This is a genomic window from Micromonospora sp. NBC_01699 (assembly GCF_036250065.1).
In the GTDB taxonomy this organism is placed as follows: domain Bacteria; phylum Actinomycetota; class Actinomycetes; order Mycobacteriales; family Micromonosporaceae; genus Micromonospora_G.
This window is the reverse complement of record NZ_CP109199.1, coordinates 2,138,109-2,164,045: the sequence shown is the minus strand read 5'-3', so window position 1 is coordinate 2,164,045 and position 25,937 is coordinate 2,138,109. Positions and strand designations below refer to the sequence as shown.

Annotated in this window: 23 protein-coding genes; 8 read left to right on the top strand and 15 right to left on the bottom strand. The window is 71.8% G+C overall.

All coding sequences use genetic code 11. The annotated features are described in order from the left end of the window. Nucleotides 1-68 precede the first annotated feature (68 nt). On the bottom strand, nucleotides 69-1,121 hold the full coding sequence (locus OG792_RS09750) for an App1 family protein (RefSeq protein WP_329108920.1): 1,053 nt from the start codon (nucleotides 1,119-1,121) through the stop codon (nucleotides 69-71). 150 nt (nucleotides 1,122-1,271) lie between these two features. Between OG792_RS09750 and OG792_RS09745 the strand changes: the two genes are divergently transcribed. Beyond that, nucleotides 1,272-2,984 (top strand): hypothetical protein, encoded by a 1,713-nt coding sequence (locus OG792_RS09745; protein ID WP_442932396.1) that lies wholly within the window; start codon nucleotides 1,272-1,274, stop codon nucleotides 2,982-2,984. Between the two features lie 41 nt (nucleotides 2,985-3,025). Here the strand turns inward: OG792_RS09745 and OG792_RS09740 are convergent, their stop codons facing one another. The 5 genes from OG792_RS09740 to OG792_RS09720 form a co-directional block, all read right to left on the bottom strand. Next, complete coding sequence (locus OG792_RS09740; protein WP_329108918.1) at nucleotides 3,026-3,658, bottom strand: pyridoxamine 5'-phosphate oxidase family protein; 633 nt, start codon at nucleotides 3,656-3,658, stop codon at nucleotides 3,026-3,028. A 155-nt stretch (nucleotides 3,659-3,813) separates the two neighbouring features. Next, entirely contained in the window at nucleotides 3,814-5,364 is a 1,551-nt protein-coding gene (locus OG792_RS09735) for an aldehyde dehydrogenase (NADP(+)) (protein WP_329108916.1), read from the bottom strand. A gap of 46 nt (nucleotides 5,365-5,410) precedes the next feature. Then, complete coding sequence (locus OG792_RS09730; RefSeq protein WP_329108914.1) at nucleotides 5,411-6,025, bottom strand: TlpA family protein disulfide reductase; 615 nt, start codon at nucleotides 6,023-6,025, stop codon at nucleotides 5,411-5,413. After that, a complete protein-coding gene (locus OG792_RS09725; RefSeq protein ID WP_329108912.1) occupies nucleotides 6,022-6,483 on the bottom strand; it encodes a hypothetical protein in 462 nt (153 codons plus the stop codon). The genes OG792_RS09730 and OG792_RS09725 overlap by 4 nt, the downstream gene beginning before the upstream one ends. Before the next feature lie 110 nt (nucleotides 6,484-6,593). Continuing rightward, nucleotides 6,594-8,561: a M6 family metalloprotease domain-containing protein gene (locus OG792_RS09720; protein WP_329108911.1), complete on the bottom strand. Its 1,968-nt coding sequence runs from the start codon at nucleotides 8,559-8,561 to the stop codon at nucleotides 6,594-6,596. Between the two features lie 519 nt (nucleotides 8,562-9,080). Between OG792_RS09720 and OG792_RS09715 the strand changes: the two genes are divergently transcribed. Then, nucleotides 9,081-9,479, top strand: a complete 399-nt coding sequence (locus OG792_RS09715) for a hypothetical protein (RefSeq protein ID WP_329108910.1) — start codon at nucleotides 9,081-9,083, stop codon at nucleotides 9,477-9,479. A 485-nt stretch (nucleotides 9,480-9,964) separates the two neighbouring features. Here the strand turns inward: OG792_RS09715 and OG792_RS09710 are convergent, their stop codons facing one another. Genes OG792_RS09710 through OG792_RS09690 form a run of 5 tightly spaced genes read right to left on the bottom strand, consistent with a single transcriptional unit; the run spans nucleotide 9,965 to nucleotide 14,792 of the window. Next, the gene (locus tag OG792_RS09710; protein ID WP_329108909.1) at nucleotides 9,965-10,969 is read right to left on the bottom strand and encodes a proline racemase family protein; all 1,005 of its coding nucleotides are present in this window, start codon (nucleotides 10,967-10,969) and stop codon (nucleotides 9,965-9,967) included. Beyond that, entirely contained in the window at nucleotides 10,962-11,864 is a 903-nt protein-coding gene (locus OG792_RS09705; RefSeq protein ID WP_329108908.1) for a dihydrodipicolinate synthase family protein, read from the bottom strand. Before OG792_RS09705 ends, OG792_RS09710 begins: the two co-directional genes overlap by 8 nt. Next, nucleotides 11,851-13,284, bottom strand: coding sequence for an NAD(P)/FAD-dependent oxidoreductase (locus OG792_RS09700; protein ID WP_329108907.1), 1,434 nt, complete (start codon nucleotides 13,282-13,284; stop codon nucleotides 11,851-11,853). Before OG792_RS09700 ends, OG792_RS09705 begins: the two co-directional genes overlap by 14 nt. Then, nucleotides 13,277-13,621: a (2Fe-2S)-binding protein gene (locus OG792_RS09695; RefSeq protein WP_329108905.1), complete on the bottom strand. Its 345-nt coding sequence runs from the start codon at nucleotides 13,619-13,621 to the stop codon at nucleotides 13,277-13,279. The genes OG792_RS09700 and OG792_RS09695 overlap by 8 nt, the downstream gene beginning before the upstream one ends. Then, nucleotides 13,608-14,792, bottom strand: a complete 1,185-nt coding sequence (locus OG792_RS09690; protein ID WP_329108904.1) for an NAD(P)/FAD-dependent oxidoreductase — start codon at nucleotides 14,790-14,792, stop codon at nucleotides 13,608-13,610. Before OG792_RS09690 ends, OG792_RS09695 begins: the two co-directional genes overlap by 14 nt. A gap of 278 nt (nucleotides 14,793-15,070) precedes the next feature. Here OG792_RS09690 and OG792_RS09685 point away from each other — a divergent pair, with 278 nt between their 5' ends. Next, a complete protein-coding gene (locus OG792_RS09685; protein ID WP_329108903.1) occupies nucleotides 15,071-16,303 on the top strand; it encodes a PucR family transcriptional regulator in 1,233 nt (410 codons plus the stop codon). Nucleotides 16,304-16,317: 14 nt separating this feature from the next. Beyond that, nucleotides 16,318-17,730 carry an aminopeptidase P family protein gene (locus OG792_RS09680; protein ID WP_329108902.1) on the top strand — a complete coding sequence of 471 codons (1,413 nt, stop codon included), beginning with the start codon at nucleotides 16,318-16,320 and terminating at the stop codon, nucleotides 17,728-17,730. 23 nt (nucleotides 17,731-17,753) lie between these two features. Here OG792_RS09680 and OG792_RS09675 read toward each other — a convergent pair whose 3' ends face one another. Next, nucleotides 17,754-18,311, bottom strand: coding sequence for a carboxymuconolactone decarboxylase family protein (locus OG792_RS09675; RefSeq protein ID WP_329108901.1), 558 nt, complete (start codon nucleotides 18,309-18,311; stop codon nucleotides 17,754-17,756). 304 nt (nucleotides 18,312-18,615) lie between these two features. On the opposite strand from OG792_RS09675, the gene OG792_RS09670 reads away from it, so the two are divergent. Beyond that, entirely contained in the window at nucleotides 18,616-19,872 is a 1,257-nt protein-coding gene (locus tag OG792_RS09670; RefSeq protein ID WP_329108899.1) for a right-handed parallel beta-helix repeat-containing protein, read from the top strand. 117 nt (nucleotides 19,873-19,989) lie between these two features. Next, nucleotides 19,990-21,216: a DUF2786 domain-containing protein gene (locus tag OG792_RS09665; RefSeq protein WP_329108898.1), complete on the top strand. Its 1,227-nt coding sequence runs from the start codon at nucleotides 19,990-19,992 to the stop codon at nucleotides 21,214-21,216. A 122-nt stretch (nucleotides 21,217-21,338) separates the two neighbouring features. Here the strand turns inward: OG792_RS09665 and OG792_RS09660 are convergent, their stop codons facing one another. Continuing rightward, nucleotides 21,339-21,821 (bottom strand): hypothetical protein, encoded by a 483-nt coding sequence (locus OG792_RS09660; protein WP_329108897.1) that lies wholly within the window; start codon nucleotides 21,819-21,821, stop codon nucleotides 21,339-21,341. A gap of 404 nt (nucleotides 21,822-22,225) precedes the next feature. Here OG792_RS09660 and OG792_RS09655 point away from each other — a divergent pair, with 404 nt between their 5' ends. Continuing rightward, a complete protein-coding gene (locus OG792_RS09655; RefSeq protein WP_329108896.1) occupies nucleotides 22,226-22,768 on the top strand; it encodes an RICIN domain-containing protein in 543 nt (180 codons plus the stop codon). A 78-nt stretch (nucleotides 22,769-22,846) separates the two neighbouring features. Here OG792_RS09655 and OG792_RS09650 read toward each other — a convergent pair whose 3' ends face one another. Next, a complete protein-coding gene (locus tag OG792_RS09650; protein WP_329108895.1) occupies nucleotides 22,847-23,812 on the bottom strand; it encodes a helix-turn-helix domain-containing protein in 966 nt (321 codons plus the stop codon). Between the two features lie 82 nt (nucleotides 23,813-23,894). On the opposite strand from OG792_RS09650, the gene OG792_RS09645 reads away from it, so the two are divergent. Next, nucleotides 23,895-25,160: an APC family permease gene (locus OG792_RS09645; protein WP_442932458.1), complete on the top strand. Its 1,266-nt coding sequence runs from the start codon at nucleotides 23,895-23,897 to the stop codon at nucleotides 25,158-25,160. Here the strand turns inward: OG792_RS09645 and OG792_RS09640 are convergent. Beyond that, nucleotides 25,138-25,935 (bottom strand): amino acid ABC transporter ATP-binding protein, encoded by a 798-nt coding sequence (locus OG792_RS09640; protein ID WP_329108893.1) that lies wholly within the window; start codon nucleotides 25,933-25,935, stop codon nucleotides 25,138-25,140. The genes OG792_RS09645 and OG792_RS09640 overlap by 23 nt on opposite strands. Nucleotides 25,936-25,937: the final 2 nt, after the last annotated feature.

Here is a 25,937-nt window from a genome sequence, read left to right as displayed (position 1 = left end):
GCGAAGATCGGTCGGACGAAACTGTCGCCGACATCCAGCGCCCGGCCGGCCGGGCCGTGCTGGCGTCGCTACTGGGTGATCTCGGTGTCGCGGAGCAGGCGCCAGAGGCCGGCGCCGTCCGGGGCGTACAGCCAGGGCTGGCCGGCCAGGCCGGAGGCGCGCGGGTCGCCGTTGTGGTGACCGGGCAGGCCGCCGGCCAGCACCGACTGGGTCGGGGAGAGCCGGCGGATCGCGACCGCGGCCACGTTCTCCGGGTGGGCGGCGGCGAACTCGGCGTAGATCTCCTGGTCGTGCTGGCCGTCGTCGCCGACCAGCAGCCAGCGGACCTTCGGGAACTCGCGGGCCAACTGGGCCAGGGCGGCCCGCTTGTGCTCCCGCCCGCTGCGGAACCAGCGGTCGACCGTCGGGCCCCACTGGGTGAGCAGCAGCGGGCCGGCCGGGTAGAGGTGCCGGGAGAGGAACCGGGTCAGTGTCGGGGCGACGTTCCAGGCACCGGTGGAGAGGTAGAAGACCGGTGCGCCGGGATGGGCGGTGACCAGCCGCTCGTAGAGCACCGCCATGCCGGGTACGGCCATCCGGGCGTGCTCGTCCAGGACGAACGTGTTCCAGGCGGCGAGCAGGGGCCGGGGCAGTGCGGTGACCATCACCGTGTCGTCGATGTCGGAGAGGATGCCGAACCGGGCTTCCGGGTCGACGACGCGTACCGGGGCCTCGACGGGTTCGGCGCCGGGGCTGGTCAGTCGCGCCGAGCACCAGCCTGGCGGCAGGTCGGCCTTGATCACGGCGTCGATGAAGCCGCTCCGGTCGGTACGCGCCTCGTGCCGGCCGCCGCCCGCCTCGATCAGCACCGGGGCGTCCTTCACCGGCAGGGTCACGAAGCTGCGCCAGCCGCGTACCTTCTCGGCGGGTCGGGGGGCGCGCGGGTCGATCCGGGTGAGCAGCATCCGGCCCATCACCCGAACCCAGCCCTGCCCGCCGTAACCTGCGTACGCGACGATCGTGGGCGGCCAGCCGCGCTGGCGCAGCCGCCGGGCGAGCAGCTCGTGCACCGCGTCCTCGACCCGGGCTGCCCGGTGGGGGCGGCGGGCTACGGCCGACGATCGGGCGGGTACGAGCGACACCCCTGACACCCTGCCATAGACCGCCTCGCCCGGCCATGTGAGCACCGGGAGCGATGATCAAAAGTTCCCGGAGTCTGCCCGCTTTGCCGAGATGAGCAGTTTTCACCCTATTCATCGTGCGACACTGCGAGCGGGACGACGACGGGGGCGTTGGTCGTGTCAGGAGCAGTGCGGCAGAGCGGACGGCGGCGCGGAGCACTCGATCCGCCGGGACTGGTGGCCCTCGTACTCGGGCTGGTCGGTACCGGCTACCGGCTGGTCCTGATGCTGCTCACCGTACCGGGCTCGAACAGTGACGAGGCCACCTTCGGACTCGCCGCGGCACACATCGCCGCCGGTCGGGAATGGCCGATCTTCCTCTACGGGCAGCACTACATGGGCGTGGTCGAGTCGTACCTCGCCGCGCCGCTGTTCGCCGCCTTCGCACCGAGCTGGGTGCTGCTCCGGCTGCCGCTGCTGTTCCTCTACGCCGGCTTCGTCTACCTGACATACCGGCTCACCCGCCGGCTCTACTCGCCCTGGCTGGCCACGTTCACCGTCGGGCTGCTCGCGCTCGGCTCGGAACGGATCATCCGCGACCAGCTCACCGCCGTCGGCGGCCGACCCGAGGTCAAACCCGCCGTCGTCGCCCTGCTGCTGATCGCCCTCGCCCTCGGCGAGCACCGGATCGGCGGGCACCGCCGCTGGCTCGCCTTCGGCGCCTTCGGCCTGGTCACCGGGCTCTGCGTGTGGGACGACTGGCTGATCCTGCCGTACCTGGCGGTGGCCGCGATCGTGCTGCTGGTCGGCAACGCCCGGGCACTGCTCGGCTGGGCGGGACTGCTGCTGGTCGTCGGGTTCGTCATCGGTGTACTGCCGCTGATCCTGGACAACGTGCAGGCCCCGCCGGGGCAGGACTCGCTGTCCGTACTGTCCCAGGTCAGTGCCGGGGAGGGCGGGGACACCGAGACGATCGACCAGTTGCACGGTGCGGTGCTGGTCGGGATCCCACTCGCCACCGGCATCTGCCTGTCCACCGGCTGCGCCGGGTGGCAGCTGGCCTGGGGTGCGCTCTACCCGCTGTTGCTGCTGGTCGCGGCGGTGCTCGCCGTACTCTGCCTGCGCCGACCGGGCCCGGTCACCCCGCCGGCCGTCGCCGGTCACCGGGCCGCCGACGCCGCCGGGCACACGCCGCTCAGCCGCCGGCTACGGTACGTCACCCAGCTCGCCCTGCTCGCCGGTGCCGCCCTCACCCTGGCCGGGTACGCCCGCAGCTCGCTCGCGGCCAGCGCACCACTGGCCAGCGCCCGGTACCTGTCGATCCTGCAACTGTCCCTGCCGGCCGTACTCTGGCCGGTCTGGCTGCTCGCCGGCCGGGCCCGGCGGGGTCTGGGGTCCGGGGCGGCGATCCGGCCGCTCGGGCGTACCGGCGTGCCGACCCGGCTGGGCGGGGTGCTGGCGGCCGGGCTGCTGACCGCGCTGGTCGCCACGATGGTCTACACCACCGTCAACCTGATCACGACGGTGCCCACGATCAGGGCCGAGGAGGGCCGGTCGCGGGAACTGGCGACCGTGCTGCGCCGGGCCGGCATCACCCGCGTCTACGGCAGCTACTGGACCTGCAACCGGCTGATCTTCAACAGCCGGGAGCGGGTGCTCTGCGCCGTACTCGGAGAGACCCTGCGGCCCGGTCAGGACCGCTACCCGGCCTACCCACGCCGGGTGCACGCGGCCGACCGCCCGGCCTTCGTGTTCACCCGGCTGGAGCCGGCCGACCGGGCGTTCCGCGACCTGCTCCGCGAGCGCGGCATCGGCGCCCGGACGACCGAGTTCGGCGAGTACCGGATCTACCAGCCCGACGTCACCGTGCACCCCCGGCAGTAGCGTCCCCGGTCAGCCGCTTCTCCGGTCAGCCGCTTCTCCGGTCAGCCGTAGAGCTTCTCGGCGTACGTCGGGCCGTAGTAGCGCTCCAGCTCCTCGACCGAGTCGTCGGGGCGTTCGAGCGCCTTGGCGATCTGCGCCCGGGGCGGCACCGCCTCCGGGTGCCAGTGCTCCGGCTGCCACAGGTCGGACCGGAGGAACGCCTTGGAGCAGTGGTAGAAGACCTCCTCGATCTCCACCACCAGGGCCAGTACGGGCACCCGGCCCTTGACCGCGAGTCGGGGGAAGAACGGGGCATCGCGGACCAGCCGGGCCCGGCCGTTGATCCGCAGCGTGTCGCCCCGGCCGGGGATCAGGTAGACCAGCCCGACGTGCGGGTTGTCGAGTACGTTGTGGAAACCGTCGGCGCGCCGGTTGCCGAGCCGGTCCGGGATCACGATCGTTGTGTCGTCCAGGACCAGGGTGAACCCGGCCGGGTCGCCCTTCGGTGACACGTCGCAGCTGCCGTCGGCGCCGGCGGTGGCCATCAGGCAGAACGGCGACGCGGCCAGCCACCGCCGGTCGTAGTCGTGCAGGGACTTGCGCGCCTTCTCCGCCACCCGTGGCAGCGGCGCGCCGAGCAGTTCGCGCAGCTCGTCGTGCGAGGTCACCTCGACCAGATCATCGTCACCCGTCATCGTCACTCCCCCGGTGCCGTCGGCTCCTGCGGGTCGCAGCCGCCCGTACCGAGCCTAACCAGGCCGGCAAGGGCGTTACCAGGCCGGCAAGGGCGTTACCAGGCCGGCAAGGGCGTTACCGCCCGTGCAGGGGCCGAGCCGGGTCGCCGGTGGCGTTACCGGTCGGCGAGGGTGGCGTCGATGCCGAGTACGCCGTCGACCCGTCGGACGATCCCGAACGGGTTGCCGTCGCGCAGTGCCGCCGGCAGCAGGTCCTGCGGTAGTCCCTGGTAGGCGACCGGGCGTTGGAACCGCCGGGCGGCGGTCTGGCCGACCGAGGTGTGGATCGAGGCGGTGGTCGCCGGCCAGGGACCGCCGTGCTGCATCGCCCAGGTGACCGCGACCCCGGTCGGCCAGCCGTTCCAGAGGACCCGGCCGGCACCGGCGGTGAAGATCTCGACCAGGTGCCGGGCGAGGACCTCGTCGGCGGGCAGTTCGGCGTGCACGCTCGCGGTCAGGCTGCCGGGCAGGACCGACAGTGCCGCCAGCAGTTGCGCCGGGTCGGCGTACTCGACCAGCAGGGCGGCCGGGCCGAAGCACTCGGCCAGCAGCTCGTCCGGCCGGGCCAGCAGGTCCGGTACGGAGACCGCGAACAGCCGGGCCGGCACCCGGTAGCCGACCGGCTCCCCGTCGTCGGTCGGGGTGAGCTCCCGTACGCCCTCGGCGCCGGCCATGGCGGCGGCCACGGTGCGGTAACCGTCCCGGATCCGGGCGTTGAGCAGTGGTCCGATCGGGGCCGCCCGGAGCGCGTCGAGCAGCGCCGGCTCCAGCCCGTGACCCGCCGGCAGGAACAGCAGGCCGGGTTTGGTGCAGAACTGGCCGGCGCCCATCGTGAACGAGCCGACAAAACCGGCGGCCAGTTCCGCCGGCCGGGCGGCGATAGCGGCCGGGGTCAGTACGGTCGGGTTCAGCGAGCCCAGCTCGCCGTAGAAGGGGATCGGGTCGGGGCGGGCGTTCGCCAGGTCGAGCAGGGCCCTTCCGCCCGCCTCCGAACCGGTGAACCCGACCGCCCGGATCGCCGGATGGGTGACCAGTCCCCGTCCGGCGCCGGTCCCGTGCACCACGGCGAACGATCCGGGCGGCGCACCGGCGGCGGTGAGCGCGTCGGCCACGATTCGGCCACTGAGGACGGACAGTCCGGGGTGTCCGGGGTGCGCCTTCACGACGACCGGGCAACCGGCGGCGAGCGCGCTGGCCGTGTCGCCACCGGCGACCGAGAACGCGAACGGGAAGTTGCTGGCGGCGAAGACCGCCACCGGTCCCAGCGGCACCAGCATCCGGCGCAGGTCGGGGCGGGGCGCGGGCCGGGCCGCCGGATCGGCCGGGTCGACCACGGCCTCCAGCAGCGAACCCTCCTCGACGGCGGCGGCGAAGAACTCCAGTTGGACGGTGGTCCGGGTCAGCTCGCCACCGAGCCGGACCGGGCCGAGTCCGGTCTCCCGGTCGGCCAGCGCCACCAGTTCGTCGCGCGCAGCCTCCAGTGCGGCACCGACCGCGCGCAGCAGCCCGGCCCGCTCGACCGGCGACAGCGCCGCCAGTACGGGGGCCGCCGCGGCCGCCATCCGACCGGCGCGGTCCACCTGTCCGGCGGAACTGTGCGCCACCGGGGCACCGACCGCCAACCCGGTCCGCGGGTCCATGCCCTGGTCGAAGCCGGTTGACTCCACCGCGATCTCCTTCACCCTCGGCAACACGGGTCGATCGGACGAGCGTTCAGCCGGCGATGACCAGCTCGCGTAGCTTGGCGTCGAGTTCCGCCGCGTCGAGCCCACCGGGCCAGCCGCGCAGCAGTCCGCCGCCCTTGGCCACCATCGCCACGGCACCCGGCTCGCGGACCGCGTAGGACTGCCAGATCGTCTGCGGCCGGTCGAACACCACCGGGAACTCGACCCGGTGTTCCCGCAGGTAGGGCTCCAGGTCGGCGGGCTCGTCCTCGCTCACCACGCCGACGAAGACCACCCGGTCGCGGTAGCTGCGGGCGAGGTCGCTGAGCGCGCTCTGGCGCTCGACGCAGACGGTGCACCAGGAGCTGAAGAAGAGCAGCACCACCGGGCGCTCGGCCCAGAGGTTCGCGACGGTCAGCGGGCTGCCGTCGGTCAGGGTGCCGGTGAAGGCGGGTGCGCCGGGCACACCGGACGGGGCGGGGCGCAGCGCCAGGCCGGCGGGTACCGGGCCGGGCAGGGTGCCGGCGCCGCCGGCCGCCGCCGGGGCGGAGGATTCCCCGGCGGCGGACTCCTCGGCGGGACCGGAGCAGGCACCGAGCGCCAGCGCGGCCACGACCAGCAACGCGGGCAGCATCGCCGTACGGACGAAGAAGGGGCGCCTCACGACGGCACCACGGCGACCAGCGCCGGTCCCTCGTCGTTGTTGGCGGTGAGGTCGATCGGGGCGCGGTCGTCGATCACCAGTCGGTAGCGGTCCCGCTCGGGCACCCTGACCGGGATGGCGAACTCGCAGTAGGTGGGGATTCGCGCCACTTCGAGATCCTCCTGGAAGGTACGTACCGAGGTGCCGGGCGGCAGCTTGCCGTCGGTCAGCGTCTCGCCGTCGCCGTCAACTACCCGGTACGCCGCCCTGTTGTGGATGAAGAGGTACGGCCCGGTTCCGGCACAGTCGACCCCTTCCTCGCGGATGTTGATGTCCCGGACCAGCACCCGCACGGTCAGCGCGGAGGTTGCCTCCGGCTCGTCCGAGCAGCCGGTCAGTCCGGCCCCGGCCAGGAGGGCGCCGAGCAGCAGCGGCGCGAGCGCCGCCGGTCGGGCGTACCCGAAGGTCGGTCGCCGCATGGTGTCTCCTCGGGGTTGGTGCCCGGAACAGGTCGTCGGGTCGGCATCGGCGTGCTCCGACCCGACGACCTGTCCGGTGGTCAGTTCCGGTGATCAGTCTTGACGATCGGTCAGGACTTCTCGACCCGGCACTGCTTGGTGACGGTCTTGCTCGGGTCGCTGACCGAGGTCGCGGTCAGCTTGACGAACCCGGTCGCGGCGGCGTCGCTGTTGGCGGCAACCGAGACCTTGACCGTGGTGGACTTGCCGAACTGGGCGGTGGCGAGTGCGTTCGGCAGCTCGGACCGCCAGCCCTTACCGGCAACCTCGGTGGAGAGCCGGTAGACGTCGGACTTGAGGTATGCGCTCACGTCCTCCGGGTGCTGCTGACCGCCGGCCGAGTACGTGCCGGTGTTGGTCAGGTCGAACGAGCAGGTGACACCCTTCTTGGTGGGCGCACCGGCGCTGGTCACCTCGCCCTTGCCGAGGTTGACACCGCGGGCGCTGGGCCCGCCGTTGCCGTCCAGCGACTGGATCGCGACGGTGTACGACAGGATGCCGTCAGCGTTGCGCTTGATGTCCAGGACGTAGAAGTGCAGGCGGTTCGGACCGTCGACGTACTCGTACTCACTGCCGGAGTTGGTGCCCGCGTGGAACAGGGCGTCCGACAGCTGCCGGTAGTCACCCATGGTGATCTTCTGCGGGGTGCCGTTCGGCTGGTAGAAGTCGATCATGTCGATGTCCTGCGGGTTGGCGTCGATAACCCACTGGAACGGCGCGCTGTCCGCGTTCTTGGTCTTGCTGACCATCACGCCGGCGTCCGGGGTGAACGAATCCGCACCCATCCGGTCCACGACCTCGACCGTGTAGTTGTTGAAGTTGCCACCGTCGCAGAGCGGGTCGGTGGAGGTGTTGCAGACCGGCTGGAGATCCTTGTTCAGCGCGATGTTGATGCCGGTCAGACCCTTCGGGCCGGCGTCGACGGCACGCGCCTTGATCTCGGCGACGACGATCCCGGAGGAGGCCAGCGCCTCACGGGAGAGCCGGAGCGCGTGTTCCTCACCGAGGAGCCCGATCTTCAGCTTGTCCCGCAGGGTGTGCGAGGAACCCATCGAACCGCCGTTGAGCGGCGGGATCTGCCAACGGGTGTGCGGACCACCGGGGCCGTTGAACGACCCGCGCGACATCATGCTCCACACACCGGTGTACGCCCGGCGCAGCGGAACGCCGTACGGGTTGTTGTAGTTGTCACCGATGCTGAGCAGGTGGCTCAGCTCGTGGGCGTACGTGCCCATGCCGGAGCTCTCCGCCTGGGTGGAGGAGCCGCCACCGGCGTTCGGCCAGATGGTCGCCGCCGACTTCCACGAGGTCCACTCGACGTACCGGGTCTTGGCGTAGTTCGGCATCGCCGGGTCCGGCGGGCCCCAAGCGTCCGGGACGTCCTCCTTGGTCTGGAACATCATCTGGCCGAATTCCTGCCAGGTCGACGACTCGTCCTGACCGGCACCGAGGATGAAGACCAGCTCGAACGAGTCCGCGACCTCGTCGCCGACGGCCGCGCGCCAGGCGCCCAGACCATCGGTACGGATGTTCTTGTTGCAGACCTCGCCGCCCGGACACATGCCCGGGTTCATGTCGTTGGTGATGCCGTACTGGTACGACTTCGCCGGCATGGTGTACGGGCCGAACCCGTTCAGGTCGACGCCGTACCGGCCGTTCGAGTCCTGCATCCAGTACTCGTGCAGCGTGTGACCCTTGTTCAGGTCGTTCGGCTTGTTCAGGAAGTCCTGGTAGAACTGCGGCACCTGGTCGCGCGGGATGTTCTGCGCGGTCGACTGCGGGTTGCCGAAGACCGACGAACGGGCGCGCTGGGTGACCACGAACGGCTGGTCGACGTAGTCGAGCGTGACCAGCGCGATCTTGAAGTTGCGGATCGAGCCGCGCACGGTCGGATCCGCCCAGTTGGTGCCCGGGGCGGCCTTGAAGTCGTCCCAGGTCATGGTGTCCGGGAATTCCCAGTTCTGCGGGTCGAGCACCTGGAAGGGCCCGCCACCGCCGGCAGGGTTCGCCGGAGCCGCCGACGCGCCGCTGGTTGCCACGGATACGACCAGTGCGGACGTGACCGCGGCGACCAGGAGGGTGCGCCGTGCGTTTCTCTTATTGAACGGAAGGTGCATGTAGTCGCCCTTCGTCGCGGGGGTTCGACGCGGGAGGCGCCGAGGATGCCGGCCGCCCCCGAAGGGTCCGCGCCGCGCAACGAATGTAGAAGCCTCGCTACTTCCCGGTCACCGTGCAGATGTCGGCAGGTCAACCAGCGTCTTTCGACACCTGAAGGAGCATCGGGGCCGCCTCGTTCGACGCCCTGTCGGAGCAGCTCGGCCGCGATCGATGGCTTGATCAACGGCGCATCGGCCCGCCACTATTTCGGCTGGTGTCACCGCTATCGCCGGGCATCGCGGCAGGCCAGGTCATCGCGTGACCACGGCCGTCGACACAGGGTCATCGGGGGTACGGGGCGGAGCCTGGCCCACGCCCACCGTACGGCACCGATAATTGCCGCTGATCCATCCGTCACCGGAAAGATCAATGACAGGGGAATTGCCGTGTCCAGTCCTGGTTTGCCCGTCAACGAATCGGCCGTACGGGCCCGTCGACTGCGTTCCACCGCGATCCTCCACCTGCTGGCGACGGGCGTCTTCGGGCTGGTCGCGTACGCGGGTCTAGCCGCCGAGGCGGGTCGGACGGCGTTCGGCGTGTCATGGACGGTCGGTGGACTCGGCGGGATGATCGGCGCGGCGGCGATCGTGGGCTCGGCGCTCCGGGCTCTCGCCGGTTCCGAGGCGACCCTGAAGCGCGCGACCCGGATGAGCCGGTACGCCCGCCTGCTCGTGCTGGCCGCCGCGCTCGCCACGGCCGTCGTCACCGTGACCCTGGCCCCGCCCCCCCGCGCTCCCCCCGACACCCTCCCCGCACCACCGACTTCGTCGACGATCTTGCACTTGTGGCGCCTGATTTAGGCCACTCATCCGGATTTGCGAACCACCACAAGTGCAAGATCGTCGCGCCGGGGCGTGCGAGGAGTCGCCGGAGTTTGGAATTACCTGCCTGTGGGTCGTGACGTCTCTGGTGCCTGTGGTCAGCAGCGGTATGGAGCATCGTTCCGCTGGTCGCGATCATCGAGGGGGACGTCGCCGACTCGCGGGACGGGAGGCACCGGCACATGACTTCGTCTATGTGTGTCGGGCCGAGCCTGGGGCGGTGATCGCGCGGGTGGAGGAGGTGGCCGGCGCGGAGTGGGTGGCCGTCGACGCGGTCGCCGACTTGAAGGTTCCGGCGACATTCGGAGCTTTGACCAACGCCAGCTAGAGACGAAACACCACAGGGGCACAGCCTGGTCGGCTGCGCCCCTGTTTCGAGTTTCGGTCCATCTGGGAACGACCTCTCAGCCCTTCCCTTCAACACCCTGCGCAACGTGTGGCGTTGCCCGGGGCCCCTTCCGTACTCAGATCAGGAAGCCCTCGGGGAAGGGGTCTTCCGGGTCGAGCATGTACTGGGCGGTGGCGGTGATCCAGGCCCGGCCGGTGACCGAGGGCAGCACGGCAGGCAGGTCGCCGACCGTGGTGGTGCCGGTCAGCCGGCCGGTGAACCGGGTGCCGATCGGCGACTCGTTGACGAAGTCGGTGTCCAGGTCGAGCAGGCCACGGGCGTGCCGCTGGGCCATCCGGGCGGACGTACCGGTGCCGCACGGCGAACGGTCCACCCAACCGGGGTGGATGACCACCGCGTTGCGCGCGTCCGCGCCGTCCGCGCCGGTCTGGACGATCTGTACGTGCCGACAGTCGTTGATCTCCGGATTGGTGGGGTGCACCGGCGGCGCCTGCTCGTTGATCGCCGCCATGATCTTCATGCCCCGGCGGATCAGCTCCGGCACCGTGGCCGGCTCGACCGGCAGGCCGAGCGATTCGGCCTCCACTATGGCGTAGAAGTTGCCGCCGAAGGCCATGTCGTAGCGGACCGGTCCGATCCCGTCGCCCACCTCGACCACCTGGTCGGCGGCGAGCAGGAACGACGGTACGTTCCGGATGGTCACCGCACCCGCCCGGCCGTCGCGGACCGCCACGTCGACGGTGACCAGCCCGGCCGGGGTGTCCAGCCGGATGGTGGTCACCGGCTCCACCACCGGCACCATGCCGGTCTCGACCAGTACGGTGGCCACCCCGATGGTGCCGTGCCCGCACATCGGCAGCAGGCCGGAGACCTCGATGAACAGCACCCCGAAGTCGGCGTCGGGCCGGGTCGGCGGTTGCAGGATGGCGCCGGACATCGCCGGGTGACCGCGCGGCTCGCGCATCAGCAGCCGGCGCAACCCGTCCCGGTCCTGTTCGAACAGCCGCTTGCGGTCGAACATCGTCTCGCCCGGCAGCACCCCGACGCCGCCGGTGATGACGCGGGTCGGCATCCCCTCGGTGTGCGAGTCGACCGCGTGCAGCACCATCCGGCTACGCATCGGGACCGCCGGTGACGGCGAGCGCGCGGGCCATGTCCTTGCGTACCTGGGCCTCGGTCTCGACCGAGAGCGGGCCGCGCGGCGGGCGGCAGGGGCCGCCGTACCGGCCGGCTAGTTCCATCCCGAGCTTGATCGCCTGTACGAAGACCGGCCGGCTGTCCCAACCGAAGATCGGGTGCAGGGCGGCGTACAGCGGGAGCGCCTCGGCCAGGTTCTGTTCACGGGCGAGTTCGTAGAGCTTCACCGACAACCTCGGCAGCGCGCTCGGGAAGCCGGCGATCCAGCCCTTCGCCCCGCACACCACCAGCTCCAGCAGGACGTCGTCGGCACCGGCCAGGACGTCGAGGTGCGGGCTCAGGTCGAGGATCCGGTGCAGCCGCCGTACGTCGCCGCTGAACTCCTTCACCGCCACGATCCCGTCGGTCTCGGCGATGGTGGCGAGCAGTTCCGGGGTGAGGTCCACCTTCGTGTCGAACGGGTTGTTGTACGCGACCACCGGCAGCCCGACCGAGGCGACCTCACGGAAGTGGGCGACCACCTCGGCATCCCGGGCCGCGTACGTGTTCGGTGGCAGCGCCAGGACCGCGTGCGCGCCGACCGACGCGGCGTGTTCGGCCCAGCGGCGGGACTGGCGGCTGCCGTACCCGCCGACGCCGGGGACGACGGCAAACCCGTCCGGGGCCGCCTCGACGGTCGCCCGGACCACGTCGGCCCGCTCGTCGTCGCTGAGGTTCTGGTACTCCCCCAGCGACCCGCACGGGGTGACACCGTGACAGCCCTCGTCCGCCAGCCAGCGCACATGTTCCTGCAACCGGTCGAAATCGACGGAGAGATCCTCGCGGAACGGCGTCGGTATGGCGACCACGACGCCCTGCCACGGCTTACGAGCTGTCACGGGTTGTTCCTTCCTCGGCGACGGTGCCCAGCGGCACCGGCATGACTATGTGACGGTTGGCGAAGGTGTCGAGCGGCTGTGACCGCCCGCTGACCTGCCCGAGCAGGCAGGCCGCGGCCCGCCCGCAGATCCGACCCTGGCAGCGGCCCATCCCGATCCGGGTGACCAGCTTGAGTGCCCGCAGGTCGTCGATGCCGTACGCGGCGATGTCGGACCGGGTACGTCCGACGGTCACCTCCTCGCAGCGGCAGAGCACGGTGTCCGCCCGCAGCCAGTGGGTCCAGCCGTCCGGTACCGGGTAGACCCGGTGCAGGGCGGTGGCGAAGCGTCGTCCCCGGTCGATCCGGCGGCGCAGCGGACCGGCGGCGCGCTCGTACGCGGCGGTGTCGAGCCGGCCGAGCCGGTGCAGGACGGCCAGCCCGGCCAGCGTGCCCTCGTGCCGGGCCACGTCGGCGCCGCCCACTCCGGTCGCCTCACCGGCGACGAAGACCCCCGGTACGGTGCTCGCCTGGTTGTCGTCGACGTCGACCACGAGGCTGCCATCGGCCGGATCGTGGTGGGTGGCGCAGCCGAGCGCGACGGCCAGCTCCACCGACGGGGTGAAGCCGTGACCGACGCAGACGGCGTCGACGGCCACCGTCCGGGTCACCGGTCCGGGGCGCCAGCCGGCGTCCACCCGGCGCAGGGTGGCCCGCAGCCGGTCGCCGTACGGCTCGACCATGGTGACGGCCTCGCCCGACCAGATCGGGATCCGGCGGCGGCGCAGCGCACCGAGGTAGCGAAACGCTTCGCCGATTTTGCCGGGGACGCCGGCGATCGCGCCGAGGTGCCGCCCCCAGCGGCTGATCCGCGATGCCTCGGCCACCCCGGCGACCTCCGCTCCGGCGGCGGCGAGTCCGGCCGCGACGGTGAGCAGGAACGGTCCGGTCCCGGCGACCAGGACGCGCCGGCCGACCAGCACGCCCTGCCCCTTGGCCAGGGCCTGGGCGGCACCGGCGGTGACCACGCCGGGCAGGTCCCAACCGGGGAACGGCACCACCCGGTCGTGGCCGCCGGGGGCGAGCACCAGCACCGACGGGTGCAGGGTGACCGGGCCGACCGGGCCGAGCAGCCGCAGGGTGAGTCCGGGTCCGCCCCGGTTGTCGAGGTGCGGGGTTGGGTCGGCGGTGGCCTGCCAGACCTGGTGGCCGAGCAGGAAGGTGATCCGGGGATGGTCGCGGGTGCGGTCCAGCAGGGCTTCGGCGGCGGCCGGGTGCCGGGCCGGTGGCAGCCCGGCGACCGCCGGCTGGCGCAGGTACTGCCCGCCGGGCAGCGCCCCGAGGTCGACCACGGTCACCTCGGCGCCACCGTCGGCGGCGGCGAGCGCCGCGGCCAGCCCCGCCGGTCCGGCTCCGACGACCGCGACCTGCCGCTCAGCCATGGTCGGTCCCTGTTCCCATCGGTGGCGCGGCGGCGGTTTCGATGACGATGCCGGTGCGGATCACGTCGCCGGGGGCGACCGGGCGCAGGCAGGAGCGGACGCCCGGTTCGTCGTTGCAGACGACCAGGCAGTCGAAGCACGTACCGATGCCGCAGAACAGTCCGCGTGGGCGGCCCTGCGTCCGGGTCAGCCGGGTGGCCGGGCGGCCGGTGCCGAGCAGCACCGCCGCGATGGTCTGCCCCGGCCGTACCGGAACCCGGACGCCGTCCACGGTGATCTCGAATCCGTTGGCGGACGACCCGACACCGGTGGCCGACGGGTGGTCAGGCTGCGACATCGTCGGCCACCTCCTCGCCGGGGACGAACCGGGTCGGGCTGAACGGGCGCAGGTCCAGCTCCGGGCGTTCACCCAGCACGACCTGGGCGACCAGTTCCCCGGTCGCCGGGGCCAGACCGATGCCGGCTCCCTCGTGACCGTGCGCGTGGACCAGTCCGGGGGCCCGTGGATCGGCCCCGATCACCGGCAGGTGGTCCGGCGAGAACGGGCGGAAGCCGTGGTAGAGCCGCATCACCCGGATCCGGGCCAGCACCGGGAACAGCGCTATCGCGCCGTACGCGAGCCGGCGTACCGCCTCCGGGTTGGGGGTCGGGTCGAAGCCGACCAGTTCACGGGTGGCGCCGATCAGGATGGTGCCGCTCGGGGTGCCCTCGACCACGGCGGACGACTGGAGGTCGGAGTCACCGCTGGCCACGTTGTCGAGATAGTCGGCGACGTAGACCTTGTGCCGGACCAGCGGCGCGACCGGTTCGGTGACCAGGATGAAACCGCGTCGCGGGGTGACCGGCACCACCGCTCCGGCCAGCCCGGCGATCTGTCCGGCCCAGGCTCCGGCCGCGTTGACCACCTGCCCGGCGGCGACCACCCCGCCCGCCGTCAGCACCCCGGTCACCCGGCCGGTGCCGTCCCGCCGGACCCCGGTGACCTCGGTACGCAGCCGTACGCTGGCTCCCGCGTCGCGGGCCGCCGCGAGCAGTACGACCGCCGCCCGCGCCGGCATGAGCTGCATGTCCTGCGGATAGAACACCCCACCGGCGAGCCCGTCGGTAATCTCCGGCTCCAACTCGCGCAGCCGGTCGGGGTCGACCCGCTCGACGGTCACGCCGGCATCCGCCTGCCCGGCCGCGAACCCGGCCAGCGCCGCCAGCCCGGTGTCCGTACGGGTGACCATCAGGCCGCCCTTGCGTTCCAGCTCGAAGTCGCCGTACCGGTCGGACAGTTCCGCGTCGAGTTCCTGCCAGCGCCGGTTGCTGTGCAGCGCGAGCGCGAGTTCGGGGCCGGGGGACTTGTCGGAGACCAGCAGGTTGCCCTCGCCCGAGCCGGTGGCGCCGCTGACCAGTCCGCCGCGTTCGAGCACGGCCACCGACAGGCCGCGCCGGGCGCAGGCGTACGCGCAGGCGGCACCGATGATGCCGGCGCCGATCACCACCACGTCGTACCCCTCGGGCATCTGGTCTCCTCCACCGCGCTTCGGGGCAACCGTAGGTACGGCGGTTACGCCCAGTCTTCGGACAGTTGCCGAAACAGCGCCGGGCCCGGCAGTACTTCTGTCGGTAGTTCGCCCCGACTTCTGCCGGTAGCTGGGTCCGCTCTTCGGTCTTGACTTGGTAACGACCACTTGCGCTCGGGCCAATATCAACGCGAAGGTAGGGCCTGGCGGTCCAACGGCTCCGGTCGGATTCCCGGGGCACCTGCCCATTGGCAATCCAGGGACGACCAGGGGATGACATGCAGGCTGAGCTGCAACGCATCGTCGATGCCGTCGCCGCCCGCGTCGGACGGCCGGCGCTCATCGAAGACCGACGACAACGTGTTGTCGTCTACAGCGAACACACCGGGGTGCTGGACGACGTCCGGCGGGCCTCGATCCTGCGGCGGCAGACCACCCCCGAGGTGATCGCCTGGTTCCGCAACGTCGGCATCATGAAGGCCCGGGAACCGGTACGCACCGACGCGTGTCCGGAACTCGACCTGCTGCCCCGGGTGTGCGTACCGATCCGGCACGACGACCTGCTGCTCGGTTTCGTCTGGTTCATCGACGCCGACGGTGGCATGACCGACGCCGACATCGAAACCGCGAACGGGGTGATGGCCGACCTGGCCCTGGCGCTGTACCGGGAGAACCTGCTCGGCGAGCTGGCCTCGCAGCGGGAGACCGAGGCGGCCCGTACCCTGCTGGTGGAGAGCGTCGAGGCCCGCCGGCACGCGGTCCGTACGCTGCTCGAAGAGGGTGTCATCGCCGGTGACGGTACGGCGGTCGGGCTGGTCGCCCAGTTGGTCGTACCGCGTGGTCAGGTGCCGGACGAGGTGGCCCGGATCGCCCTGGAACAGGCGCTGGTCACCACCCGTCGCTGGCTCGGCACCCGCGAGGCGTTGCACCTGGTCCGGCACGACCACGGGGTGCTGCTGCTCTGCGGTGGCCGGGTCGCCGGTCGGCCCGCGCCGGAGGCGGTCGCCCGGCATCTCGACGAGGCACTCCAGCACGCCACCCGGGGCCTCGGCTCGGTCGCCCGTACGGTGATCGGCATCGGCGGATCGCGGGCCGGCCTGGTTGACGCGGTCGGCTCGTACGAGGAGGCGGCGCAGGCGGCCCGGGTCGGCGTCCAGCTACCCGCGCTCGGCCGGGTGGTCGCCTGGGCGAGCCTGGGCATCTACCGGGTGCTTTCCCGGCTGGACGACCAGCACCTGGACGTGGCCGGGGTGCATCCCGGCCTGGAGCGGCTGCTGCGCGACGACGCCAACCACGTCCTGTTGGAGACGCTGGAGGCTTACCTGGACCTGGCCGGTAACGCGCACGCCACCGCCGAACAGCTCCGGCTGCATCGGACCACGCTCTACTACCGGCTGCAACGGGTCGAGCAGCTCGCCGAGACCGACCTCAAGGACGGTAACGAGCGGCTCTGCCTGCACCTCGCGCTGAAGCTGGGGCGACTCACCGGCAACTACCGCCCGCAACAGTAGGGAGTAACCACCCAATGTCCGAGACGCTCGACACCGGCAGCCACGACCTGGCCATTCCCGCCGCCCTGGCCGAGTTCATGGGGACCGGTTGGAGCGAGCCGGACGCGCCGATCGAGGTGCACCCGGAGGTGGCCGCCTGGGCGGCGAAGCGGCGGGCCCGGCTGGCCGGCATGTTCCCCGGCGAGCACCTGGTGGTCCCGGCCGGAGCCGCGCCGGTACGCAGCAACGACCAGTTCTACCGGTTCCGCCCCGGCGCCGACTACACCTGGTTGACCGGGGACGGCAACCGTGGCGGGACGCTGGTGCTGGACCCGGACGGCGAGGCGACCCTGTTCACCGACGAGCCGCCGAAGCTGGGCAGCGTCGGGTACTGGGCCGACCGGACCACCGGGGTGGTGTGGAACGGCGCCCGCGCCGACCTGGTCACCCTGGGTCGGGCCCTGGGACTGCGCTGCCGCCCGCTGACGGAACTGCCGGACGTGCTGCGCGCGAGCCGGCGGGCGCGGGTGCTGCGCGGCATCGACCCGCGCCTGGACGCGCTGGTCCCGGTGACCGATCCGGCCGGGGAGGCGGACCTGGCGGTCGCCCTGGCCGACCTGCGCCTGATCAAGGACGAATGGGAGGTCGACCAGCTCCAGCACGCCGTCGACGTCACCGTCCGCGGCTTCGAGGACGTCGTACGGGCGTTGCCGCAGGCCACCGGCCCCGGTGGCGAGCGGTGGCTGGAGGGGACCTTCTGGCGGCGGGCCCGTACCGAGGGCGAGGAGGTCGGTTACCACTCGATCGTCGCCGCCGGTGCGCACGCGGCCACCCTGCACTGGAAGGACAACACCGGCCCGGTACGACCCGGCCAGCTGCTGCTGCTCGACGCCGGGGTGGAGGTCGGCACCCGCTACACCGCCGACATCACCCGGGTGCTGCCGGTCAGCGGCCGCTTCACCCCGGTTCAGCACGACGTGTACGAGCTGGTCCGGGCGGCCAACGACGCGGCCATCGACACGCTGCGCCCCGGGGCGGCGTTCCGTGACTACCACTGGGCGGCGATGTCCGTACTCGCCGCCGGGCTGGTCGACCTGGGCCTGCTCACGTGTTCGCTGGACGAGGCGCTGGACCCGCAGCGGCAGCTCTACCGCCGGTGGACGCTCTGCGGTTCCGGGCACATGCTCGGCCTGGACGTGCACGACTGCGCCCGAGCCACCCCCGGCCGGTACGCCGACGGCGAACTCCGGGCCGGCATGACGCTGACGGTCGAGCCGGGTCTCTACTTCCAGCCGAACGACGAGCTGGTCCCGGCGGAGCTGCGCGGCCTGGGTATGCGGATCGAGGAGGATCTGTTGATCACCACGACCGGCAGCCGCAACCTCTCGGCCGCGCTGCCGCGCAGTGCCACCGACGTGGAGTCCTGGATGGCCGCCCTGGCGAGGTAGTCACCGCCGGGGCGGCCCCCCGGTCAGCTCTGCCCGGCCCTGGCTTCCTCCAGCACGGCCAGGTAACCACCGGCGACGATGCGCTTGGCCCGGTTGGTGTAGAAGTCGGGGTCTTCGGGCAGTGCGGTGGCCAGTCCGTCGACGTAGCGGTTGAACATGCAGAACGCGGCGGCGATCAGGACCGTGTCGTGGATCTCCTGATCGCCTGCGTCCTCGGCCCGGGCCGCGGCGACCAGGTCGTCGGTGACCGCCCGTCCGGTGTTCTGTACGGCGGCGGCGATGCGCAGCAGGGCCCGCAGCTTGGCCGACACGGGCGCGGCGTCGAGGTCGGCGCGTACCTGCTCGACCAGTTCCATTCCCTCGTCGAGTTGCGCGGCGGCGTAGGCGGCGTGGGCGGAGTAGCAGTAGCGGCACTCGTTGAGCGCCGACACGTACGCCGCGATCAGCTCGCGTTCCCCGCGGCTGAGTGTGCTGGGCCCGCAGAGCAACACCTCGACCAGGCCGTTGAGCGGAAGGGCCGTCTCGGGTCGGAACCGGAACAGTCCCCGGATTCCCGGCTCGTGCAACGTCAGATGCGGCATCCGCGCTCCCTCTCGACTCGCTCGGGCCCGAACTCCGGGCCCGTCTCCGCCGACCAGCCTGGTTCACCTTGATCTATACGTCAACCAACATCGCAATTTCCCGGTACGACCGAACGGGCGGCTGATCCGCCCCGGTCCTGATCTCCTGTCGGGTTGTTTCCCGGCCCTCCGGGCGGGCCACCGCCGGCAATCCACGGGGCCGTGGTGAGCGATCGAAGATGGTTAACTGTTGCCCCGATCGCGGGGCCGTCCGCCACCAGTGCCAGGGGTCGGCCGCCGGTCGCATCACGGGGGAGGTGACCGCGTGTCGGAAAACGAAGCCGTCGCGCCCGATCCGGCCGAAGCCGATACGGACACGGCTTTCGGGCCGCCGGTCGAGGCAACGGCGGCGGCGGTCGAGGCAACGGCGGCGGCGGTCGAGGCAACGGCGGCGGCGGACGGTACGGATCCCGGCGCGAGACGGCCGGTGTCGGCCGCGCCGGACACTGCCCGTGCGGGCGGGGACCGGGTGGGGCTGCACCGCCGCGAGCCCGCCGACCGGGGCCCGACGCCGGATCGCCCGCGCTGGTTACCGCCGTCGCTCCGACGCGTCGGGACGACCACCCGTGTCCTCGCCGGGGTGCTGGTGATCGGCCTGGTGGCGGTCGCGGTGGTGCTCGGCACCACCCGTTCGACGCCCGAGGACCGGGCCGGCGGTGGGACGGCGGCCGACCAACAGACCGGCACCGAGTCGGTGCCCCCGGACGAGCCGGCGGTCCCGGTCGCCGAGCCCACCGGGCCGGAGGGGGCACCGGCCGGCGGGGAGCCCGACAGCGCCGGGGAGCCCGATGCCGGGCGGCAGCCGGTGGGTGGCGCGGGCCTGTCGAACCCGGCGGCCCTCACGCCGTACGCCGGGCCGAGCACTATCGACGACGGCACCCACGTCATCACCGACCGCAGGTTCACCGGCCGGCTGACGATTCGCGGCGGGGACGTGACCATCCGCAACAGCAGCTTCAACTTCGTCGACTTCTACCACCTGATCGTCGAGGGCGGCAGGGTCACGGTCGAGCAGAGCGAGTTCGACGGGATGAACTCGACCAGCACCGACATGGCGATCATGGGCGGGAACCTGGTCGTCCGTCACACGACCTTCAGGCGGTTCACGAACGCCGTCCGGCTGCTCGGCAACTCGCGGGTCGAATTCAACGTGATCGACCAACCGAATACGGTCGCCACCGACGCCAGTACGAACGGCATCGACGTCTGGCAGGGGTCGGACATGACCATCCGGCACAACGTGATCAACATCGCCGGTGGGGTCAGGCCCTCGGGGTGCGTCAGCGTCAATACCGATCTGACCGGAATCGACAACATCACCATCGAGTCGAACGACTTCACCGGCGGCACCCACGGCCTGCAAATCCGGGCGAAGAACGGGCAAGCACTGACGAACGTACGGGTACGCGACAACCGCTGGCACACGCCGTACGCGTTCGGGCCGCACGACGTCGACCCGGCCTCCGCCGTATCCGAATGGACCGGCAACACGCTGAACGGTGACCCCCTGCAACTGCGGTGATGCGACGGAAGGGACGCAAGGGGCGGAGCTGGACCATCACAACCACCTCGTGTGACAAATCCGCTGCGGACGGCACCCGCCGAGCAGGGCCGGATCGGCGTCCGTAACGATATCCGGGTGACATCGGTGCAGGCGAGGATCAGTGCGGTGGTCGGCGGGACCGTCGACTACGAGACCGGGCTGGACGCGCTGACCGTCGCGCCGTCGACCGAGGTCAACCCGGTGCTGGTGGAGATGCTCCGGGAAGCGTGCGACCGGCTGCTGCGGGGTGGTTGGCAGCCGGTCGAGCTGCACCGGGTGGTCGAGCGCAGGGGCCGGCCGACGCACGGGCAACTGGTCACCGACGCGGTCGCCGCGTACCTGCGGGGGTTTTCCCGGGCCACGGTCGACCAGCGGTGGCTGGCCCAGGCCGAGACGCTCGGCGCGCACGTCTGGTGGACCGCCGACGCCGGCTACCTTGACGAGATCACCACCCGGTGGCGGTCGGACCGGGTGACCGTGCTCGACACGGTGCTCAGCCTGCTCACCGTCCTGTCCGAGGTGCCGCCGGTCGAGATCCTCGTCCCGCCACCCGGTTCTCCAGCGGTGGGTGGCCGCCGGTCCGGCGCCGACGGTTCCGGACGGATCGACGAACGGCTGCTCGATCGGGTACGCGCCCTGCTGGCCAAGGCCGAGTCGAGCACGTACCCGGCGGAGGCGGAGGCGTACACCGCCAAGGCCCAGGAGTTGATCACCCGGCACAGCCTGGACGAGGCGCTGCTGGTCGCGCGGGACGGGAACCGGACAGTGGTGCCGTTCGCCCGCCGGATCGGCGTGGACCACCCGTACGAGGGTGAGAAGGCGTCGCTGCTCGACGCCGTCGCCCGCGCGAACCGCTGCCACACCGTCTGGTCGCCGGAACTCGGCTTCAGTACGGTCTTCGGCTTCGACGCCGACATCGACGCGGTCGACCTGCTCTACACCTCGCTGCTGGTGCAGGCGCACCGGGCGATGGCACAGAGCGAGCCGCCGGGCGGCAAGGCCGGCCGGGCCAGGCTCAAGGCGTTCCGGCAGTCTTTCCTGGTGGCGTTCGCCATCCGGATCGGCGAACGGCTGGCCGGCGCCGCCAAGGCCGCCCTGGCCGAGGCGACCCGGAGCACCGCCGAGATCGGAAGTCCCCAGCCGGTCGACCTGCTGCCGGTGCTCGCCGCCCGCGACGAGCAGGTACGCGAGACGATGCGGCAGGTCTTCCCGAACACGGTCCGGGCCCGTGGCAGCCGGGTCGACAGCCGGGAGGGTTGGGAGTCCGGCCGGGAGGCCGCCGACCGCGCCACGCTGCCCGGCCGGGACCCGGCGGGTAGCTGACCCGACCACGACGGGACGCCCCGGTCAACGTCGGCCAGGAGCAGGCCCGGTGGACAGGCTCGCGGCCGGGGCCGCCGCGGAGGGATGGGCACCGCTCCGCGGCGTCTTCCGTATCGGATCGACTAACAGCCGGGGCCGAGCTTCGTCTGGACCGCCGCCGGCACCTTCTGCGTGCCGTCACAGACTCCGTCGGTACCGGCGGCCACCGGGTTCCACCGGCCGGTCGCCGGGTCGTGCTTGAACAGGACCAGGGCTTCGTCCCCGTCCTTCACCACGGTCCGGGCGACCGCCCAGCCGTCGGCGCAGGTCGGTTCCTGGATCCCGGTCAGGCTCGGGTTGATCTCGTCGACGATGGCCTTGGCCTCCTTGAGCCGTTCGAACATCAGGTTGACGTCCGGCGGGCAGCCGTCGTCGGCAGCCGGAGCGGCGGCCGGCGACGGGTCGGCGGGCGGGGTGGTGGCTGCGGGCGGGGTGGCGGAGACCGCCGGAGCGGACGGGCTTGAGCCGGCGCTCGCGACGTCGTCCGGCGCGTCGGACCCACAGCCGGCGAGACCGGCGGTAAGGATCATGCAGCCGACAAGGACGAGCTTCCTGGGCAGTGTCATGAAAGTCACGGCGCATTAACGCATGCCCCGGCCCGACCGTCCTAACCGGACATACGGCAGAACCTGTCGGGTGTCCGACCGACCCGCGGCGATACGGCATCGCTCCTGGTCAACGACCCGTGGCAACACGTCCGGGCGGCGGCCCGGATATCGGTCGGCCCACTCGCCGGGGAACTGCACCTTGGTTGTGGGGGTCATCGCACTGATAAAGCGGTAGCCGGATCGGCCGAACCCATAGCGGCTTCGGCCACCGTCGAAAGGTGAGTTCGACCAACGGCACATCCGGTAGCGTCGATTCCAGTCATCGACAAGCCGCGTACGGGGCGGGGCTTCCGTCGGGCCATGAGCATTGGCCCGCCTTTCGGCTGCCTTTTCCCACACGGGCGCGTATCCGGAGGTCGTTCATGCTCACTCGAAGGCGTATCGCGGGAGTGCTGCTCGCCGGTACCCTGCTCGTCGTGTCCACGCTGGTCGGTGGGGTCGCACCGGCCAGCGCGGTCGATCCCGCATTCCCTTCCCACTGGCCAAAATACCGATTGTTGGAACGCGCGACCGGCAACCTGTACCTGGACGTGTCCAACTCGGGTCCGGCCAACGCCGCCGTCCAGTTGTGGTTCGGGAACAACAGCGACGCACAGCTCTGGATCTGGGAGACCGCGAGCGAGGGCGGCGACTACCTGCACCCGGGCTACAACCGCAATCTGTGCCTCGACTTCGACGGAGAACGAGGTTGGGGCGTCCCGATGGAGGTCAACAACTGCAACGGTAGCGCCTCCCAAAGGTGGCACTTCGCCCCCGCCTGGGGTGGCGGTCACCAACTCGCCACCCACAGCGATTATGTAATCTGCGTCGACGTTCCGGGAAGCAACTTCAGTGCCGGCCAGCGGTTGCAACTCTGGGGCTGCAACGGAACCGGAGCGCAGTCCTGGACCGTCTACGCGGGCTGATTCCGGCGGCGTTCCGCGCCCGGCGTCGCCTCCCGCTCGGTCGGGAGGCGACGCCGGTACGACGCGGTACCGCCCCGATCAGCGGTCGCCGGTACGGAACACGTGCCGGTACGTCTGCGGCGAGACGCTGGTGACCCGGCGAAAGTGCCGGCGCAGGCTCACCGGGCTACCGAACCCGGCGACGCGGGCGATCCGCTCCACCGGTTCGTCGGTCGTCTCCAGCAACTCCTGGGCCACCCGTACCCGCTGCTCGACCAGCCACTGCAACGGGCTGGTGCCGAGCGTGTCCCGGAACCGCCGGGCGAACGTACGCGGGCTCAGGTGCGCCCGGTGCGCCAACTCCGCCACGGTCAGCGGCCGGTCCAGGTGCCCCCGGGCCCAGTCCAGCAACGGGGACAGGTCGCAGTGGGGTTCGCCCCGGGTGACCGGGCGGGCGTACTGGGCCTGGCCGCCGTCGCGGTGCGGCGGAACCACCATCCGGCGGGCCACCTCGTTCGCGACGGCGGTGCCGTGGTCGAGTCGGACCAGGTGCAGGCAGAGGTCGATGCTCGCGCCGGTGCCGGCGGAGGTGAACAGGTCGCCGTCGTCGGTGTAGAGCACGTCCGGGTCGACCCGGACCAGGGGAAACCGGTGGGCGAAGTCGACCGCGTTCATCCAGTGCGTGGTGGCCCGCCGACCGTCGAGCAGGCCGGCGGCGGCCAGCAGGTAGGCACCGCTACAGATCGAGACGATCCGGGCGCCCCGGTCGTGCGCCCGGCGCAGCGCGTCGAGCAGCGGCTCGGGCGGGCGCAGCTGCGTCGGCCGGTTGCAGGCGGCCACCACCACCGTGTCCGCGCTCGCCAGCTCGTCCAACCCGTACGGGGCGTCGACCCGCAGGCCGAGGGTGGTCCGCAGCGGGCCGGGAACGGCGGCGCACAGGCGCAGGTCGTACCAGGGGTCGGCCAGGTCGGAGCGGTCGACGCCGAAGACCTCGCACGGTACGGCGAACTCGAACACCGGCATCGCGTCGGTGACCGCGAGCGCGACCACGTGGGGTGACTTCATGGCAGGAACGTACCGCAGATCGTCATTCCTGCCACTGGTCGGCGATCGCCGGGTGCAGCAGGTTTACCCCGTGACCGACTCGTTGATCGAAGACAGCAGCACCGTACGGACCGGCGGCCGGCTGACCGTCGCCCAGGGCACCGCGCTCTACGTCGGGGCGGTGCTCGGCACCGGTGTGATCGCCCTGCCCGCGCTGGCCGCCGAGGCGGCCGGACCGGCGTCGCTGCTCGCCTGGCTGGCCCTGGTCGTACTGTCGATGCCGCTCGCGGCGACCTTCGCCGCGCTGGGCGCGCGCTACCCGGACGCGGGCGGCGTCTCGACGTACGTCCGCAACGCCTTCGGGCCGCGGGCGGCGGCCATCGTCGGCTGGTGTTTCTATTTCGCCGTCCCGGCCGGCGCCCCCGCCGCGGCGCTGTTCGCCGGCGGTTACGTGGCCGCCTCGCTGGGCGGCGGCACGACCACCACGGCGGTCACCGGCGCGGTCCTGATAGTGGTCGTGACGGTGACGAACGCGCTCGGTCTGCGGGTCTCCGGTCGGGTGCAACTGGTGCTCGCGGCGCTGCTGGTGGCCCTGCTGCTGGCCGCCGTGCTGGCCGCGTTGCCGCACCTGCGCTGGGACAACCTGCGGCCGTTCGCGCCGCACGGCTGGCTCGCGATCGGGCCGGCGGCGGCGCTGCTGGTCTGGAGCTTCGCCGGGTGGGAGGCGATCACCCACCTGGCGGCGGACTTCCGGCGGCCGGCGCGCGACCTGCCCCGCGCGGCCACCATCGCGGTTGTGGTGGTCGGCGTGCTCTACCTCGGCGTCGCCGCCGCCACCGTGCTCGTCCTCGGCCCGGCGGCCGGCGCCAGTGAAGCACCGCTGGCGGAGTTGCTCGCCCTCGGCATCGGCGGCGAGGTGCACCTGCTCGCCGCCGTCGCCGCGCTGCTGCTCACCCTCGGCGCGATGAACGCGTACTTCGCCGGGGCGGCGAAGCTCGGCGCCGCACTCGGCCGCGACGGCGCGCTGCCGGCGTGGCTGGACCGGGGCAGCAGCGCGGGCGAGGTGCCCCGGCGCAGCCTGCTCGTGGTCTCGGCGCTGGCCGGGTTGGCGATGGCGGTCGCGGTGGCCGCCGGCATCGGCCCGAAACCGCTGGTGCTGCTCACCACCGGTTGCTTCGTCCTGGTGTACGCCCTCGGTACGGCCGCCGCACTCCGGCTGCTGCCGCGCGGCACCCGGGCCCACCGGTCGGCGCTGTTCGCGCTGGTGGCGGTGACCGCGCTGCTGGTGATGACCGGCTGGTACCTGCTCTGGCCGCTGGTGCTGGCCGCCGGGGCCCTGCTCTACCTCAGGCTGCGCCGGCGGCGGTGACCGGCGGGGCGTGGGCGCCGATCTCGGCCTCGCTGACCCGGGTCGGTTCCAGCACCCGGTGCAGGAACTCCCGGGTACGCGGCTCGCGCGGCGCGCCGAAGACCTCCTCCGGTGGGCCGGACTCGACGACCGTACCGCCGTCCATGAAGACCACCCGGGACGCGACCTCGCGGGCGAAGCTCATCTCGTGGGTGACGACCAGCATGGTCATGCCCTCGGCGGCCAGCCCGCGCATCACCGCCAGCACCTCGCCGACCAGCTCCGGGTCGAGCGCGCTGGTCGGCTCGTCGAAGAGCATGAGCTGCGGGTCCATCGACAGCGCGCGGGCGATGGCGACCCGCTGCTGCTGCCCGCCGGAGAGCTGCGCCGGGTAGGCGTCGGCCTTGTCGGCCAGGCCGACCCGGTCCAGGTTCGCCGCCGCTATCCGGTCCGCCTCGGCCCGGGAACGACCGAGTACGCGTCGCTGCGCGATCGTCAGGTTCTCCCGTACGCGCAGGTGGCCGAAGAGGTTGAACTGTTGGAAGACCATGCCGATCCGGCGACGTACGCCGTCGATGTCGCAGTCCGGGTCGGTGACCTCGACCCCGGCCACGTGCACCGACCCGCCCGACGGCTGCTCCAGCAGGTTGACGCAGCGCAGCAGGGTCGACTTGCCCGAGCCGGACGGTCCGATCACACAGACCACCTCGCCGGTCTCGACCGACAGGTCGATGCCGCGCAGCACCTCCAGCTTGCCGAACGACTTGCGCAGGTCACGAATCTCGATCGCGGGCACCG

Coding starts and splice junctions, on each gene's coding strand:
- OG792_RS09740 (WP_329108918.1), bottom strand. CDS start 3,658: ATGACGGGTGACGATGATCTGGTCGAGGTGACCTCGCACGACGAGCTG.
- OG792_RS09725 (WP_329108912.1), bottom strand. CDS start 6,483: ATGCGGCGACCGACCTTCGGGTACGCCCGACCGGCGGCGCTCGCGCCG.
- OG792_RS09710 (WP_329108909.1), bottom strand. CDS start 10,969: ATGCGTAGCCGGATGGTGCTGCACGCGGTCGACTCGCACACCGAGGGG.
- OG792_RS09700 (WP_329108907.1), bottom strand. CDS start 13,284: ATGGCTGAGCGGCAGGTCGCGGTCGTCGGAGCCGGACCGGCGGGGCTG.
- OG792_RS09695 (WP_329108905.1), bottom strand. CDS start 13,621: ATGTCGCAGCCTGACCACCCGTCGGCCACCGGTGTCGGGTCGTCCGCC.
- OG792_RS09690 (WP_329108904.1), bottom strand. CDS start 14,792: ATGCCCGAGGGGTACGACGTGGTGGTGATCGGCGCCGGCATCATCGGT.
- OG792_RS09685 (WP_329108903.1), top strand. CDS start 15,071: ATGCAGGCTGAGCTGCAACGCATCGTCGATGCCGTCGCCGCCCGCGTC.
- OG792_RS09680 (WP_329108902.1), top strand. CDS start 16,318: ATGTCCGAGACGCTCGACACCGGCAGCCACGACCTGGCCATTCCCGCC.
- OG792_RS09675 (WP_329108901.1), bottom strand. CDS start 18,311: ATGCCGCATCTGACGTTGCACGAGCCGGGAATCCGGGGACTGTTCCGG.
- OG792_RS09660 (WP_329108897.1), bottom strand. CDS start 21,821: ATGACACTGCCCAGGAAGCTCGTCCTTGTCGGCTGCATGATCCTTACC.
- OG792_RS09655 (WP_329108896.1), top strand. CDS start 22,226: ATGCTCACTCGAAGGCGTATCGCGGGAGTGCTGCTCGCCGGTACCCTG.
- OG792_RS09650 (WP_329108895.1), bottom strand. CDS start 23,812: ATGAAGTCACCCCACGTGGTCGCGCTCGCGGTCACCGACGCGATGCCG.